This is a genomic window from Streptomyces sp. NPDC028910, from assembly GCF_055564955.1.
The window spans coordinates 124,928-139,866 of sequence record NZ_JBVHVF010000011.1; the positions used below are offsets into that span (position 1 = coordinate 124,928).

The 14,939-nt window shown below is 71.0% G+C and carries 10 protein-coding genes and 2 pseudogenes; 5 read left to right on the plus strand and 7 right to left on the minus strand.

What is annotated here, in order from left to right; translation table 11 throughout:
- Positions 1–10: 10 nt before the first annotated feature.
- Positions 11–1,375, plus strand: coding sequence for an MBL fold metallo-hydrolase (locus tag ACZ4TV_RS16370; protein ID WP_468135080.1), 1,365 nt, complete (start codon positions 11–13; stop codon positions 1,373–1,375).
- Entirely contained in the window at positions 1,372–2,640 is a 1,269-nt protein-coding gene (locus tag ACZ4TV_RS16375; protein WP_468135082.1) for an MFS transporter, read from the plus strand. Before ACZ4TV_RS16370 ends, ACZ4TV_RS16375 begins: the two co-directional genes overlap by 4 nt.
- A 156-nt stretch (positions 2,641–2,796) precedes the next feature.
- On the opposite strand, the gene ACZ4TV_RS16380 is transcribed toward ACZ4TV_RS16375, so the two are convergent.
- The 3 genes from ACZ4TV_RS16380 to ACZ4TV_RS16390 form a co-directional block, all read right to left on the minus strand.
- Positions 2,797–3,213, minus strand: coding sequence for a DsrE family protein (locus tag ACZ4TV_RS16380; RefSeq protein WP_468135084.1), 417 nt, complete (start codon positions 3,211–3,213; stop codon positions 2,797–2,799).
- 48 nt (positions 3,214–3,261) lie between these two features.
- A complete protein-coding gene (locus tag ACZ4TV_RS16385) occupies positions 3,262–6,183 on the minus strand; it encodes an ATP-binding protein (RefSeq protein ID WP_468135086.1) in 2,922 nt (973 codons plus the stop codon).
- Between the two features lie 276 nt (positions 6,184–6,459).
- Complete coding sequence (locus ACZ4TV_RS16390) at positions 6,460–7,203, minus strand: class I SAM-dependent methyltransferase (RefSeq protein WP_468135088.1); 744 nt, start codon at positions 7,201–7,203, stop codon at positions 6,460–6,462.
- A 394-nt stretch (positions 7,204–7,597) separates the two neighbouring features.
- Here ACZ4TV_RS16390 and ACZ4TV_RS16395 point away from each other — a divergent pair.
- Positions 7,598–7,902: pseudogene (locus ACZ4TV_RS16395) on the plus strand (DUF6891 domain-containing protein); the annotation flags it as partial.
- Positions 7,903–8,178: 276 nt separating this feature from the next.
- Here the strand turns inward: ACZ4TV_RS16395 and ACZ4TV_RS16400 are convergent.
- Positions 8,179–8,808, minus strand: a complete 630-nt coding sequence (locus ACZ4TV_RS16400) for a class I SAM-dependent methyltransferase (RefSeq protein WP_468135090.1) — start codon at positions 8,806–8,808, stop codon at positions 8,179–8,181.
- Between the two features lie 181 nt (positions 8,809–8,989).
- On the opposite strand from ACZ4TV_RS16400, the pseudogene ACZ4TV_RS16405 reads away from it, so the two are divergent.
- Positions 8,990–9,154, plus strand: a pseudogene (locus ACZ4TV_RS16405) (glycosyltransferase); the annotation flags it as partial.
- A gap of 162 nt (positions 9,155–9,316) precedes the next feature.
- On the opposite strand, the gene ACZ4TV_RS16410 reads toward ACZ4TV_RS16405, so the two are convergent.
- The 3 genes from ACZ4TV_RS16410 to ACZ4TV_RS16420 form a co-directional block, all read right to left on the minus strand.
- On the minus strand, positions 9,317–10,213 hold the full coding sequence (locus ACZ4TV_RS16410; protein ID WP_468135092.1) for a DUF4436 family protein: 897 nt from the start codon (positions 10,211–10,213) through the stop codon (positions 9,317–9,319).
- Positions 10,214–10,233: 20 nt separating this feature from the next.
- A complete protein-coding gene (locus ACZ4TV_RS16415) occupies positions 10,234–11,772 on the minus strand; it encodes an alpha/beta fold hydrolase (RefSeq protein ID WP_468135208.1) in 1,539 nt (512 codons plus the stop codon).
- Positions 11,773–11,850: 78 nt separating this feature from the next.
- On the minus strand, positions 11,851–13,410 hold the full coding sequence (locus tag ACZ4TV_RS16420; protein ID WP_468135094.1) for an alpha/beta fold hydrolase: 1,560 nt from the start codon (positions 13,408–13,410) through the stop codon (positions 11,851–11,853).
- 431 nt (positions 13,411–13,841) lie between these two features.
- On the opposite strand from ACZ4TV_RS16420, the gene ACZ4TV_RS16425 reads away from it, so the two are divergent.
- A complete protein-coding gene (locus tag ACZ4TV_RS16425) occupies positions 13,842–14,930 on the plus strand; it encodes a serine hydrolase domain-containing protein (RefSeq protein ID WP_468135210.1) in 1,089 nt (362 codons plus the stop codon).
- The last annotated feature ends 9 nt before the right edge of the window (positions 14,931–14,939 follow it).

Here is a 14,939-nt window from a genome sequence, read left to right on the forward strand (position 1 = left end):
GGAGGGCCTGATGGGTTTCGCCGACGATCACTTGATACCGCTGGTCGATGAGGGGCTGGGCAACAGCGCCTATCTCGTCGACCTCGGCGACGGCCGCGCCCTGGCAGTGGACGCGAGCCGCGATCTGCGTGCCCTGCGTGCGGCCACCGGGCGGCGCGGCCTCGCGGTCGCCTTCGCCGCCGACACGCATCTGCACGCCGATTTCCTCTCCGGTGCCGTGCAGCTCGCGCACGACGACGGAGCCGCCGTCCTGGCTTCCGCCGCCGGCCACCGCGCCTTCGAGCACACCCCGCTCGGCGACGGCGACGAGACCGATCTGGGCGGCCTGACGCTCCGAGCGCTGGCCACTCCCGGCCACACCGACGAGCACCTGTCCTTCCTCCTCCTGGACGGCTCCCGTGAGCTCGGGGTGTTCACCGGCGGCTCGCTGATCGTCGGTTCGGCCGCCCGCACCGACCTGCTCGGTGCCGGCCGCACCGTGGAGCTGGCCCGGGCTCAGTACCGCTCGCTCAGGCGTCTGGCCGAGCTGCCGGACGCCACCGCCGTGTGGCCGACCCACGGCGCGGGATCCTTCTGCTCCGCCCCGCCCGGCGCCGAGCGCACCACCACCATCGGCGCCCAGAAGCAGGCCAATGCGCTGCTCGGGGCCCCGGACGAGGACACCTTCGTACGGCAGCTGCTCGCCGGCCTCGGCTCCTATCCCGCGTACTTCGACCGGCTGGGCGAGATCAACCGGCGCGGGCCCGCCGTCCTCGCCCCCTCTCCCGCGCTCCCCGCACTGTCCGTGGACCAGGTCCGCACCCTGCTCCGCCAGGGCGCCCAGGTCATCGACGTACGCCCTGTCGCGGACTTCGCCGCCGGCCACCTTCCGGGCGCGATCTCCATCCCGTTGCGCGCTCAGTTCGCCACCTGGCTGGGCTGGCTGCTGCCCGACGACAGTCCGCTCGTGTTCGTCACGTCCCCCGGTCAGGACCCGGCCGAGATCACCTGGCAGGCCCTGAAGATCGGCTACGAGCGTCTGGCCGGACGCCTCGACGGCGGCATGTACGCCTGGACCGCGGGAGGCGGAGCACAGGAACGCCTCGAACTGATCGCCGCCGACCGGATCGCCGACCGCCCGGTCCTCGACGTCCGCCAGCGGAGCGAGCACATCACGGGGCACATACCCGGGGCTGTTCACATCGAACTCGGCGACCTCGCAGCCCGTTCCGGAAAGGCCCCGAAGGGCGCCGTCGTCGCCTGCGGCCACGGCGAACGCGCCATGACCGCCGCCAGCCTCCTCCAGCGGGCCGGCCACAAGGACCTCGCCGTCCTCAGCGGCGGACCCGCCGACTGGACCAAGGCCACCGGACGCCGGCTGGACGAGGGCGCGTGACCCCCACGCCAACCACGCCGGACGTCAGCGGGATACGGCTCGGACTGCGCGCCAATCTCGCCCAGTTCGGCCTGCTCGTCGCCATCAACGCGCTGGTCGGCGGCATGCTCGGCCAGGAACGCACCGTCCTGCCGCTGCTCGCCGATGACGTCTTCCACCTCTCCGCCTACACCTCGGCCCTCACCTACATCGTGGCGTTCGGCGCGACCAAGGCCGTCACCAACTTCTTCGCCGGCACCTGGTCGGACCGCTTCGGCCGCAAGCCGGTCCTGATCACCGGATGGCTGATCGCCCTGCCCGTGCCCGCGATGCTGGCTTGGGGCCCGTCCTGGGGCTGGATCATCGCCGCCAACGTCCTGCTCGGCATCAACCAGGGCATGACCTGGTCCACCACCGTCATCATGAAGATCGACCTGGTCGGACCGGAACGCCGCGGTCTGGCCATGGGCTTCAACGAAGCCGCCGGCTACGTCGCCGTCGCCGCCACCGCCATGGCCACCGGCGCCATCGCCGAACACGCGGGACTGCGCCCCGCCCCCTTCCTGCTGGGCGCCGCCTATGTCGTCCTGGCCCTGGGCCTGTCCACCCTCGCCGTACGCGAGACCCGCGACCACGCCCGCCTCGAAGCCGCCCGGCACACCGCGCGGGCGGGCGGCGCCCGCCACGGTGAGCTGACCACCGGGCAGGTCGCGCGGCTCACCAGCCTGCGGGACAGGGCCCTGTCCGCCGCCAGCCAGGCCGGCATGGTCAACAACCTCAACGACGCCCTCGCCTGGGGCGTCTTCCCCCTCCTCTTCGCCGCCCATGGCCTGTCCCTGGCACAGATCGGCGTACTCGCCGCCCTCTACCCCGCGGTCTGGGGCGCCGGCCAGATGCTCACCGGCTGGTGGTCCGACCACATCGGCCGCAAACACCTCATCACCACGGGCATGCTGCTCCAGGCCGCCGCCATCGCCCTCGTCGCCGCCGGAACCTCCTTCGCCGTCTGGGCCACCGCCCAGATCCTCCTCGGCATCGGCACAGCCCTCGTCTACCCCACCCTTCTCGCCGTCATCGGCGACGTCGCCCACCCCGCCTGGCGCGCCCGTGCAGTCGGCGTCTACCGCCTCTGGCGCGACGGCGGCTTCGCCGTCGGCGCCCTCCTCGCCGGCGTCCTCGCCGACGCGTACGGCCTCACCACTGCCATCTATGCGATCGCCTCGCTGACCGCCGCCTCTGGGCTGGTGGTGGCGGTGCGGATGTACGAGACGCACCCGCGCAAGTGATCAACACAAAGCCCGGCAGTCGGCGTTGACCGGGCCCGGCACGGCGTCGGCCGGGCCGGTGCCGGTCCCAGGCCCGGTCTCGATCCCGGTCCGGGTCCGGGTCCGGGTCCCGGCCCCGGCCCCGGTCCCGGTCCCGGTCCCGGTCACCAGTGGTTGTCAGAAGTACTGGCAGTGGTCCGCCTTGGTCGCCTTTTCCTCCAGGAACCAGGTGGCGTCCACGATGCCCTCTGCCTCCGGGATCAGGTTCGACTCGTCGACCCCGAATGTCCCGGCGGCGGCACGGCAGCCGTAGAAGTGCACCTTGCCGGTGCCTTTGAGGTGGGTGAGGTAGTCCATGATCTCGGTGGGCTCCCCGTCCTTGATCATCTGCGCTCTCAGTGTGTCCGCGTCCGCGGCGTGCCTGCCTTCCAGCTCCAACGCGTCGGCGCCCTCCTCGGTGAGGGCGCGGACGGCCCAGAGCACGAAGAGCATGTCGACTTCGATGCCCTTCTCCGCGCAGAGCCAGGCGAACGTCAGCGGGGTGAGGATCTTGTCGTAGGCGTCGTCCCGGACGACGATGGCCAGCTTCTCCATGACCGCTGTCTCCTCTCCCCACCCCGTACCGGCTGTGTGCGTCCCACGCTAGGGAGCGGCGGCGGAGGGAACATGCGTGGTTCTGCCGTATTTCCGGCGGGCCGGCGCCGGGGTGGGGGCGTCGGTCAGGCCGAGCTCCGCGGCGCGGCGGGCGGCCGCCGTCCGGGTCGGGCAGTCGAGCTTGTCGAACACGTGGCGGACGTGCATGTCGACCGTGCGCGGGCTGACGAAGAGCTCGTGGGCGATTTCGCGGTTGGTCAGGCCGCCGGCCAGCAGGCGCAGCACCTCCTTCTCCCGGCGGGTGAGACCGGCGGCCTCGAGCGAGCGGGCGGCGAGGCGGCCGAGTCGCCGGTCGACCTGCTCGCCCATCGCCGCCAACGCGGCCGCGCACTCGCGTTCCAGCGGTCTGGCACCCAGCCGGCGGGCGGTCCGGTAGGCGCTGGTCAGCACCAGGACAGCGGTTTCCCGGTCGCCGGCCACGGCCAGTGCGGCCCCCCGGCGCCGCCCGCTGAGCGCCTTCTCGAACGGCGCCGGAACACCGTGCTGGAGCTCCACGGCCCGGCCGAACTGCTCCGCCGCCTGCCCCGCGTCGCCATCCGCCAGGGCCAATTCGCCGCCCGCGTGCGCCAGGGCCGCCAGCACCTTGGCCGAGCTGTTGCGCGTCGCGGCGGTGGCCAGCAGCCGATGACAGCGGGCCAGGCCGTCGCGGTCGCCCCGCTCCGCCAGGAAGGTGGCGCTCCAGCGGAGGGCCGGCAGCGCGTAGTGCCATTCCTCCTTGGTGCCGCAGCGTTCCAGCAGGGCGGATACGGATGCGAGTGCCCCGGGCTCGTCTCCGTCGAGGCCGGCGACCACGGCCCGCCCCCAGAGCGCGCCCACTTCCATGCCGAATATCCCCTTGGCGTAGCCGAAGGCGGCGGCGCGGCGCAGCGGTCCCCGCGCTCGCCGTCGGTCGCCCCGGAGCGCGAGGATCAGCCCCATCTCCTCTTGCGCCACCATGTGGAGCAGCTCGGCAGTGTGCTCATCGGCGAGGGTCTCGGCGCAGATGGCGAGCGACCGGTCCCAGTCGCCCATGAGCCGCGTCACCGGTGATGTGCACGTGAAGCAGACCTGCGCCAGTTCGGTGGCGCCCTGCCCGCGGCACAGTTCGAAGGCCGCCTGGTAGACGCCGGCCGCCGCCGCGTAGTCGGCCGCGTACTCCAGTGCTTCCGCCAGCTCGTAGTACGTCTCGCCCGCCGACGCCCCCGGGTGACCGGCCAGGGCGAGCGCCAGCCCCGACCGGGCGAGGGCGACTCCCCGCCGGCCGTCGCCGAGCGCGGCGAGGAGCGCGCCCTGCAGGGCGAGTGCGTGGGCCCTCAGGTCGCTACGGCCCGCCGCCTCGGCGTCCTCAGCGGCCGCCACGGCCTGGTCCAGCGCCTTGGAGTAGTGCGCCGCGGACTTCAGCTGGTCGGCCAGTGCGAGACGTTCCGTCGCCGACTCACCGCGCCCGCCCGCCGCCGCGAAGGCCTCAGCCGCGGCCTCGCGGGCGGCGACCGCCCGCAGCTGGTCGCCCATCAGCCCGGCGGCGTTCGCCAGCCTCCGCTGTGCGGCGCCGGCACCTGCGAGGTCGCCCCGGGTGCGGTGCAGCCGCGCGACCTCCGCCCAACCGGTCACGGCCCGCTCCGGTTCCCCGCAGAGCTCGGCGCAGTCCGCCAGCCGCTCCATGGTGGTGATCCGCCCTTCCGGGTCCACGCCTTCGGGCCAGCCGTCCAGGGCCTGCCGGGCCAGCGCTGCGGCGTCCCGGTAGGCGTGCACCGCGCAGTACCGCTCGGCCGCGGCGAGCAGCAGCGGCCTTGCACGCTGGTGTTCGTGCGCGGCGGTCCAGTGCGCGGCGACGACCTCGGGCAGGGCTCCACAGGCGCTGAGCCGGGCGGCGACGTGCTGGTGGTGACCGCGCCTGCGGGCCCAGGGAATGGCCCGGTACAGCGCGTCCCGTACGAGTGCGTGCCGGAACACCGCCGATTCGGGGTCTTCTTCCCGCAGCAGCCCGGCCTCGAGGAGCTGGTCGACGGCCTGCGGCTCCACCAGGGCGGCGAGCGCCGGGAGATCGACCCGTACGCCGAGAACCGCGGCGAGTTCCACCGCCGACCGGTACCGCCGTCTCAGGTCTTCGGTGCGGGCCAGGACGGCGTCCGTGACGCTGTCGGGTACGGACAGCACCGCGTCCGGGGCCAGGCCGACGCCGCTGCCGGTGCGGCGCAGGCCGCCGGACTCGGCCAGGGCGGCGGTCAGCTCCTCGACGAAGAACGGCAGTCCCTCGGCCCGCTCGTGCACCGCCGCGACCAGGCCCGGGGAGGGGGTGCCGTCCAGGAGCCCGGCGAGCAGCTCCCCGGTCTCGTCGGCGGTCAGCGGCCGCAGCGCGAGCTCGGCGAAGTTGCCGGCGCGGCGCAGCTCGGTACGCATACGGCGGACGGGGTGGGCGCGCGGCAGGCCGTCACCGCAGTAGGTGGCCAGCAGCAGCAGTGGCTCGGCCGCCATCGAGGCCGCGAGCACCGGCAGCAGGTCGATGGCCGCGGCGCCCGCCCAGTGCAGGTCTTCCAGGACGATCACCGTCGGCCGGCGCCGTCCGACATCGCGAAAGGCCCGCTGGACGGCTGCGGCCAGCGTCTGCTGGTCCCCCGCGACGGCCTTCCCCGCCGGTCCGGCAAGGAGCGTCCTTGCAGCCCCCGGCAGCGCGCCGTCGCCGTACTCCTCACCGAGGGCGCTCAGCACATCCGCCAGGGGCGCGTACGCCCCGGCCCCCGGGGCGGCGGCGGCGCGCAGCACGTAGCCGTCCCAATCGGCGAGAACGTCCCGGACCAGCCGGCTCTTGCCGACGCCCGCGTCCCCGCTCACCAGCATCAGACCGCCCGCACCGGCCCGGCACCGTACGAGCGCCGCATCCAGCGCTGCCCGCTCGGCCGCCCGGCCGACCAGCGGCGACCGCTTCACCACATCAGAGACATTACCGCCATGTCCCTACCCGGGCCTCGCCATGGGCGAGGCCGCCGATCCACTGGCGGGCGAGCTCCCGGGCACCTCGGTCGGCTCGGTCGGCTCGGTCGGCTCGCGGAACGGGCCGAACGATCAGCCGGTCCCAGCCCAGCCCCAGCCCGGCCCCAGCGACATCGTCCGCTCCTACGAGGAGGCGACTGGACGCCGGGCGGAGCGGCGACCCGGCCCCGGTGCGGACGCATCGGAGGTCGGGTCGCCGGGATGTCCGGTGGGGCGTCAGGCGCGGCAGCGCAGCATTTCCAGCGGGGGGTTGGCGTAGAGGTCGGCCCAGTGGTCCGCGCCGAACTCGCGTACGCCGGCCTCGGACACCTCCACCGGGACCCAGGTCAGCTCACTGAATCCGGCCGCCTTCAGGCAGTCCTCGTAGACCTCGCGGCGCGGACGGTTGGCGACGAACGAGACGGGCGGGTCAAGCAGCGCCGTGGTCCGGACCTGCGGTCCGGTCTCGACCTCCTCACCGGTGAGGACGCTGCGGAAGCCGTACTTCTCCGGGGACGGCCCGTCGAAGCGGAAGTCGGGCGACTGGTTGAGCAGGAACAGCTCGGCGCCGGGCTTCAGGCTCTGGTGGATATTGCGGCACATCAGCTCAGTGGTGGCGATGTCCGGTGCGTAGTTGAGCAGCTGGACCGCCAGGCCCACGTCGAAGGGCTGCTCGAAGGTCCGCAGCGTGGACACGTCACCGACCTCGTAGCGCACGCCCAGCGGGTCGTGCTCCTCCAGCTTCTGCGCCACGGCGACCATCTCGCCGGAGATGTCGATTCCGAGGACGTCCGTGGCGCCGCGTCGCTTGAACTCCCGGCTGTAGAAGCCGGTCCCGGAGGCCAGGTCGAGGACCGACTTGCCGCTCACGTCCCCGACCAGGGCCAGGAAACCGGGCACCACCGCGTACTGCTCCAGAGGCAGGGCCTTGAAGCCCTCGTACGCCTCACCGATCTCGTCGTACTGCTGCTGCGCACTCATCGCGCCGTCCTCCCCGTGTGTTTCATGATCTGATCGGCCCCGGCCGCCCGTGATCGGGACGTTGCCGCCGCCTCTGGCTGGCAGTCTCTCCCAACACGACAGGCCATCAGGCTTAGCGGAAACCACGAAAATATCGACATCGCCCCGGGCTCCCGCACAGGCGGACCTGCGAGTTCGAGCGGACGGACCCGGCCTTGGCTTGTCGTTGAACCTCTGAGGCCAGTGCGCGGTGCCCGGGCCACCTGATCTCAGAAACCACGGTCAGAGCTCGGCCCGGGGGCCGCCCAGGGGTGCGGAGAACTGAGTGACCGGACGTTTACGCGGGTTCGGGATGCCCTGGGCTGTCGAAGTGAGCAGCGTCGTGGGTCCAGGAGGTCTGCTGTCAGGGGGGTGTGAGCGGCTCACCCGCGCGTTCACCGCCCTGCAGGAGGCCGGTATCACCGCGCGCGAGAACTTCACCTGCTGCCGCAGCTGCGGTCAGTCTGTTTCCACTCGCAGTGCACGGACTCCGCCGCGGCCGGCCACGGACTGATGCTCCTTTACGGCGGCTTCGACGGCTCGTCCGAGACCACGGCGGGCATCGGCCATGAGGTCGTGGCCGCCCTAGAAGCAGCCGGCCTCCAAGCGGAATGGGACTGTGACCCCGGCCGCGCCATCACCATCACGCCCCTGGACTGGCGCCGCCGCCTAGCCGACTAGAGATCGTCTCCAGGGCGTCCGCGATCGGCCGCGAGCTGGAGCAGACCGAAGCCGCGGCCAAGGTCTACGAGGAGAATCTTTCGCGCCCTGCGCGACAGCCGGAGCCACGTCGCGGCCGCGGATCCCAGGGACGGACCGGCCCTGGAGAGCTTGAAGGCGGAGATCGGCGGCCTCCGCGATCGCCTCGAATCGGTCATGCACGGGGCGACGTCGCCATGATGAGGTAGGCGCAGGCAGTACAGCCCGCCGCCCTCCCACAGTCCGATCGCGCAATCTCTAGTGGAGGCGGGCCAGCAAGTGGGCGTCGAGGAAACCCCGTTCGGAGGCCGGGTCGTGGAGGAGCCGGGCGAACGTGACGAGCCCGGCCCTGGCCAGCAACTCGGCGAACCGGTCCACCGGCCAACTATAGGCGGGCGTCACCTTGTGGTCGAAGCGGACCGGCTCCGGTCCGTCGGTCGCGAAGAACGAGACCAGGAGCAGGCCCCCTGGTGCCAGGACCCGCACCTGCTCGGCGAGGAGCGCGGGTAGTTCCTCGGGCGGGGTATGGATCATCGAGTAGTGGGCCAGCACGCCGCCGAGCGCGCCGTCCTCGACCGGCAGGGCCTCCATCCGCGCCTCGTCGAACCGCAGCGCCGGATGGGCCCGCCGGGCGTGGTCGACCATGGCCGGGGAGAGGTCGAGCCCGAAGGCGTCGAGGCCCAGGTCGTGCAGCATGGCCGTCAGATGTCCGGGCCCGCACCCGACGTCGGCTGCCCGCAGGTTCCCCGTCCCGCGCACCAGCTCGGCGAAGGTACCGACCATGGCCCGCGCGAACGGCTGCGTCTCCAACCGATCAGCGAACAGCGACGCATACAGCTCGACGATCCCGTCGTAGGCCGCCCTGGTCTCGTCCTGGTGTTCCGCCACGGGAAAGAAGCTAACATCCGCGCACGTTCGCAGCCGTTCTCCGGCTCGATCATGCTGCCCGCGGACGGCTTCGGGCTGACGGTCACCGACCTGGTCTTCCCCGGGTTCCTGTTCATCATGGGCATGGAGATTCCGGTGTCCATGTCGGCCTTCCTCCGGCCGTCGGGCGCGCGCGACCCGGGCGGACCGGGTGTACGGGCAGACCCGCCGGACCGGGCGGACCGGGGCCTTCCGGCGCTCGGCCCCGGCCTCCTGCGGCGGCATCAGCGCCGACACCCTCGCCGAGGACACCGACATCGCCATGGCCCTGTGCCGCGCGGGCTGGCGCGTCGTCGGGCGCCGTCGCCCTCTACTGCCTCACCACGGGGACGACCTCGGTCCCGGCCATCGCCTGGGCGCCTTCTGCCTCGCCCAACTCGCCCTCGCGGACACTCCGGCCGAGCCGCAAGCACATCCGACGACGGTGTGATCCAAGAACCGGTGGCCGGCGGTGCTTCTGCAACAACCTTCAGGTGGGATGGGTGTCGTCGTGTTGGAGGGCGGTGGCGACGCCGGAGATGACCACGGCGATCAGGCAGAGGGCGATGACGGTTTCGGCCCACAGGAAGGCGAACCAGTCCATCACGCAGCCGATCGGGGGTGTGCCGGGGGCGTTGTTGCGGAAGGCCGAGAGGGCGAACAGGGTGGCGGCCATCCAGCCGAGTGAGGCCCAGACCAGGCCCTCTCTGCGGGTCGTCAGGTACCAGGCCCCGAGGAGCACGGACGCCGCCAGCGCCCACATCACGGCCATCATGAAGACCACGAAGACGAGCAGGCTGCCCGATCGGGCCAGCCCCAGCCCCAGCGCCACGCCGACAGCCTCTTGCCCGGACGGAGTGGGTTTCGCGGAGATCGAGAAGAGTGTGTCGTTGTTGGAGAACAGCATCCGCACCGGCACCTGCTTGCCGTCCAGCTGTGCCCAGAACTCGATGTCGGTCTCGTAGGTGTCGAACGGGTAGTCGCTGATCGATCCATCCGTGATCGCGACCTGCACGTCCCTGGTCGTGAGCCGCTCGTGCGCCTTGAACTCCAGGTCGCCGAGGGTCTGCGCGGAAGTCTGGAGGCTGAGATCAGCCACCGGGGCGGTCCCCTCCGCCTCGCCGAGGTTCCCGCGCGCGGTGACCCGGACCCGCAGTGCCAGCTCTCTGGCCGCGGCGTCGACGCGTTGGACGTTGGCCTCCACGTCCACCCGGTCGGTGGCTTGGGATCCGACCGTGTGGACCGTATCGAGCGTCTGCCGTTCGGTGAACTGCAGCCACGACCCCACGGCCACCGCCACCACGATCAGCACCGCGATGGGCAGCAGGACCGGCAGGATCGAGGGCCCGGAGCGGCGTGGGTGACGTGGGTCCCAAGTTGGGGCCATGGTGACTCCGTGAGCGGTTATCAGGGAGCGATCTCGAACTCAGGCGGCTCGAGGCCCTTCAGGCATTCGGTCTTCGGCGCGTCCGGGGTCTCGAAGAACGAGACGGCGATCTCCTGGGCGCACTTCGAGGTGGCGAACACCACGTGCGGCTCGTAGGGGATCGTGACGACCTTGGCCTTGCTCAGCGTGCGGGCGACGTACGTCCCGTTGTCCGCCCCGGTCTGGGAGTCGAAGCTGCCCGACAGGGCGAGGGTGGGGGTGTCACCGCGCGTGACGTCCCGGATCGAGGGCGCCGCAGGGGGGACGTTCCAGACGTCGCAGTCCGGACGGAGGAAGGTGAGCTGCGGAGCCTGGGCCTGTACCGAGCGGGGGAACGACGGGAACGCTTCCTGTCCGCCCTTGAGCGCCTGTTCCTGGGTCTCGTACGGCGTCCACTCGCTGCAGAAGATGCCGTAGACGAGGCCGTGCGCGACCCTGCCCATGGCCGCCGGGCTGAGCTTGCCGGCCGCCCACTGCCGGGCGATCCGCTGCGGCTTGCCGTTGGCCAGCTCGTCGAGGGCGGCGGGTACCTGCTCCGCCACGTGGGTGGCGGAGGTCATCCAGTTCACCAGGGCTCCGCCGTCCAGTACGACCTTCACCGGCGTGTCGTCGCCGGGGAGCGTGACGGTGGTGGTGACCGGCTTGGCTTCGAGGTCGCTGACGAGCTTTTCGAAGGTGGCCGACAGGTTCGGGTAGCGCTCGTTGCACGCCGGCTGGTCCGCGCATGCCTTGAACAGGCCGTCGAAGCCCTGCCGGGCGCTGCTCCAGGTCGCCGCCGACCCGGCCCTGGACGGCGGCAGTATGCCGTCGATGCCCACGGAGCGGAGTCCCTCGGGGTGCAGGCGCATGTAGACCAGCGCCAGGTGGGTGCCGTAGGAGATGCCGTACAGGTTCCACTGCTTGATGCCCAGCGTGGTGCGCAGGTCCTCGTAGTCGGCGGCGCTCTCGGTGTCGTTGTAGGCGCTGAGGTCGAGCCCGCGGCCCGCCAGTTGGTCGCGGCAGGCCTTCGTGGCGTCGACGTGCAGGCGCTCGGTGGACGGCGCGTCGTAGACGAGGCCGACCGCGCGTGCGTTGAACTCGTCGATGTTGCGGCACAGGAGCGCAGGGTCGGCCGAGTACGTACCGCGCTGGGACATGAGGATCACGTCACGGTCGCGGTTCAGGCCGCCGCCGATCGCCATCTTCGCCTCGCCCACGGCGTCGTCTCCGGGTCCGCCCGCGAGCCACACGATGGGGTCGGGTTTCGGTGTGTCAGCCGCGGCGGGCACGATCGCGACACCGAGTTTGATCGTTTTGCTGCTTGGTTTGGCGCGGTTCTCGGGCACGGTGAGCGTTCCGCAGCGGGCCCCTTCGAGCTCCTCCACCGGTTCCGGTGTCTTCGGGCAGGGGCCCGGCTCGTAGCGGGCGTCGCCCACCGTCCGGGCGGTCGTGCCGATCGGTGCTCCGGTGTCGGTGTCGGGGCTGGGCTGCGCCTGGGCGGGCGCTGCGAGCAGGCCGGTGACGAGGAGACCGGTCGCCATGCAGGCCGACGTGGCCAGGAGTCGTCGTGCGGTGCGACGACGACGGGGCGCTTGCTGGCGTGTCATCTGCCCTCCCGGTTACTTCGGGATGATCGTGAACGGTTCGGGCTCGAGACCGTCCACACAACCGGTGTCGGGCGCGGTCGGGCGAGCGAAGAAAGAGGCCAGCACGCTCTGCGCGCAAGGCGACTGCGGGACCACCCAGTGGCCGATTCCGGGGACCTGTATGGCAGTCGAGCCGGACAGGTTGCGGGCGACGTCCTTCGCCCAGCTCGCCCCGGTCTTCACGTCGAACGTGCCGGAGATGACGAGCGCCGGTACGGAGCTGACCGTGGCCACCCGCTGGACGGAGGCGCGGTCCGGAACGTTCCAGATCCCGCATGCCGGGTACTGGAAGGGAAGTTGCGGCACCTGGGCCAGCACCGTGTCCGGCCACCCGGGGTAGGTCTTGCGCCCCGCCTTCAGCACGTCGGCTTCCGAATACCCCGGCGCCCACTCGCTGCACACCACCGAGTTCGTCAGGCCGTGGGCGAACTCGCCGACCTTTTGGACCGAGCCGGCCGCGCGGGCCTTCGCGTAGCGCTCCGGGTTTCCGTTGGCGAGTTCCTCGAGCGCCGCCGGGATGTCCTTCGGCCGGGGGTTGAAGGCGACGATCAGGTTCAGCAGTGCGCCCCCGTCGAGGACGACCTTGACCGGCTTTCCTCCGTTCGGCGGCGGGACGTTCAGCGTCAGAGGCTGTGCCTCCAGCCTGCGCACTTGCTCCGTCAGCGTACGGGGGAGGTCCGGGTACCGGTCCTTGCAGGCGGGCTGCGCCGCGCACGCCTCGAAGATGTTGCGGATCCCCTCGGCGGTGCTGCCCCATGTCCACGGCAGAGTCACGACCTGGGGAGGGGTGATCGAGTCGATCGCGAACGCGCGGATTCCCTCGGGGTGCAGGCGCAGGTACGTGAGGGCCAGGTTGCTGCCGTAGGAGTAGCCGTAGACGTTCCACTGGGGGATGTCCAGCGCCTTGCGCAGGTCGGCGAAGTCGGCTGCGTTCTCAGTGGTGTTGTAGGCGCTCAGGTCTGTGCCGTCGGCCGTCAGGCGGTCCCGGCAGTCCTTCACCGCTTTCAGGAAGAGCTGTTTTGCCTCCGGTGCGTCGTAGCCGAGGCCGACGGCTTGCCCGTTGAACCGGTCGACCTCCGGGCAGGCGAGGTTCGGCTGGTTGTAGAGGTTGCCGCGCTGGGCCATGATGATCAGCTCGCGGTCCTTGTTCAGGCCGGAGTCGACGAGGAACGGAATGTCGTCGAACGTGTCGGCACCGGGGCCGCCCGCCATGAACACCACGGGGGCCTGCGCGGGCTTCGCCGGGGTGACGGCCGCAATGACGGCCACGGCCAGCTTGATGGTCCGGCCGCCGGGGCGGGAACGGTTCTCGGGGACCTCGAGGAAACCGCACCGTGCGTCGCTCAGCGCTTCGATGGGCTCGGGCGGCTTCGGACAGGAGCCGGGCACGAACCGGGACGAGCCTGCCGGGCTGGGCTGCTGTCCGGTGGGCTGGGCGGGTGCTGACGCGGCGCTGCTGGATGTGGGGCCGAATGCCGCCAGACAGACCAGAGCTGCCCCGGCAGTCACCGCGGGGATGCTGTGCTTTGGCATGTGATCTCGTTCCTCTGCCGACATCGGCGGCGGCCCTGCCGGGCCAGGCCACAGCGGTTTGGGCGGAACGCGCGTTTTCGACGCTACCGGGTGGCGCGTACGCCCGCCACGCGGAGCAGTCGCAGTCCGCGTTGCACGATGCCGCAGCCCGGCTGCGCCCAGCATCCCTATAGCGGACAGCTACAGCTACTCCACCCGCGCCGGCGACAGCGTCGCGGCCCGGCCAAGCGGCCGCGAGTAACGGTGGCCACCTCCCGTCCCTTGTGCGCGTCTTCGGACCACCCGGTAGCGTTGAAATTGCATGCGTTCCGCCCGCACCGTTGGTGCGTCGGCTGCTCGACCACCGCTACCCCGACCGGCCCTTCCTCAACGGGACGTTCGACATGAAGGCCCTCGTTCCCAGTAGAGAGAGGGTGGTGTCCGTGAATCGGATGGCGTCGTTGTGTGCCGCCGGAGGCGCCACGGTCGTGGTTGTACTGGCCGCGGTCGCAGGGCCGCAGGCATACGCGGCCGGCGATGACCGCGAGAAACGCAGCGCAGATGTTCTCCAGGGGCTGGTGCCTTCTCCTGATGGCCCGGGCTGTGCGGCAGCTGTCGGCATGCGGGGAAGCGTTGTCTGGGAGGCGGGGAGGGGGAAAGCGGATCTCACGACTGGGCGCGCCATCACCTCGAAGACGGTCTTCGACATGGCATCCAACTCCAAGCAATTCACCGCAGACGCCGTCCTTTTGTTGGCCGGACGGCACCAACTCGCGCTGGACGACCCCTTGTCCGATTATCTCGACAACCCGCCCGCCTGGACGCGGGACGTCACCCTGGGCGACCTGATGCGTCACACCAGCGGCATTACCGACTACCAGGATCTGCTGGAGGACAAGGGCATCGAGCTGACGGATCCGGCCGGCCAGAAGGAAGCGATCGCGGCCATCCTCGCCTCACAGCCGGAAGACCCTCCGGGCAAGCGCTTCTCATACTCCAACTCCAACTACGTCCTCCTGGCACATGTCGTCGAGAGGGTCACCGGCAGGCCGTTCCCGACCTTCATCCAACAGGAGTTCTTCACCCCGCTGCACCTGCGCATGACTTTGTCCCCGGCGGTGGACGTTCCCGGCAAGGCAAAGTCGTACGTCGAGAAGGACGGCTCCTTCACTCCCAATTCCTCCCCCTGGAAACAGTACGGAGACGGATCCGTCCAAACCACCCCTGGGGAATTCGTCCGCTGGGCCGACAATTACCGCACTGGTCGCATCGGTGGAACGGAACTGCTCGCCGGGGTCACGGAGGGAGCGGTGAGTGTGGGCGACGTCCTGCGCCCGCGTGGCATCGAAGAAGGACGGTACGGGGCCGGAATCCTCCTTCTCCCCGACAAGAGCCTGGTCCATCGCGGCGACTGGGAGGGGTTTCACAGCACCTTCAAGGTGAGCCCCGACCGTAACGCTGCCGTCACCGTCGTGTGCAACGTGGATTCACCCGATCATTTCCGTGCGGCAAACCAACTGCTGGACATCTGGACCAAATGAGGCGTCGGG

Excerpts from the sequence above, each read along its gene's own strand:
- ACZ4TV_RS16370 (WP_468135080.1), top strand. The coding sequence starts at position 11 with ATGGGTTTCGCCGACGATCACTTGATACCGCTGGTCGATGAGGGGCTG.
- ACZ4TV_RS16380 (WP_468135084.1), bottom strand. The coding sequence starts at position 3,213 with ATGGAGAAGCTGGCCATCGTCGTCCGGGACGACGCCTACGACAAGATC.
- ACZ4TV_RS16390 (WP_468135088.1), bottom strand. The coding sequence starts at position 7,203 with ATGAGTGCGCAGCAGCAGTACGACGAGATCGGTGAGGCGTACGAGGGC.
- ACZ4TV_RS16410 (WP_468135092.1), bottom strand. The coding sequence starts at position 10,213 with ATGGCCCCAACTTGGGACCCACGTCACCCACGCCGCTCCGGGCCCTCG.
- ACZ4TV_RS16415 (WP_468135208.1), bottom strand. The coding sequence starts at position 11,772 with ATGGCGACCGGTCTCCTCGTCACCGGCCTGCTCGCAGCGCCCGCCCAG.
- ACZ4TV_RS16420 (WP_468135094.1), bottom strand. The coding sequence starts at position 13,410 with ATGCCAAAGCACAGCATCCCCGCGGTGACTGCCGGGGCAGCTCTGGTC.
- ACZ4TV_RS16425 (WP_468135210.1), top strand. The coding sequence starts at position 13,842 with ATGGCGTCGTTGTGTGCCGCCGGAGGCGCCACGGTCGTGGTTGTACTG.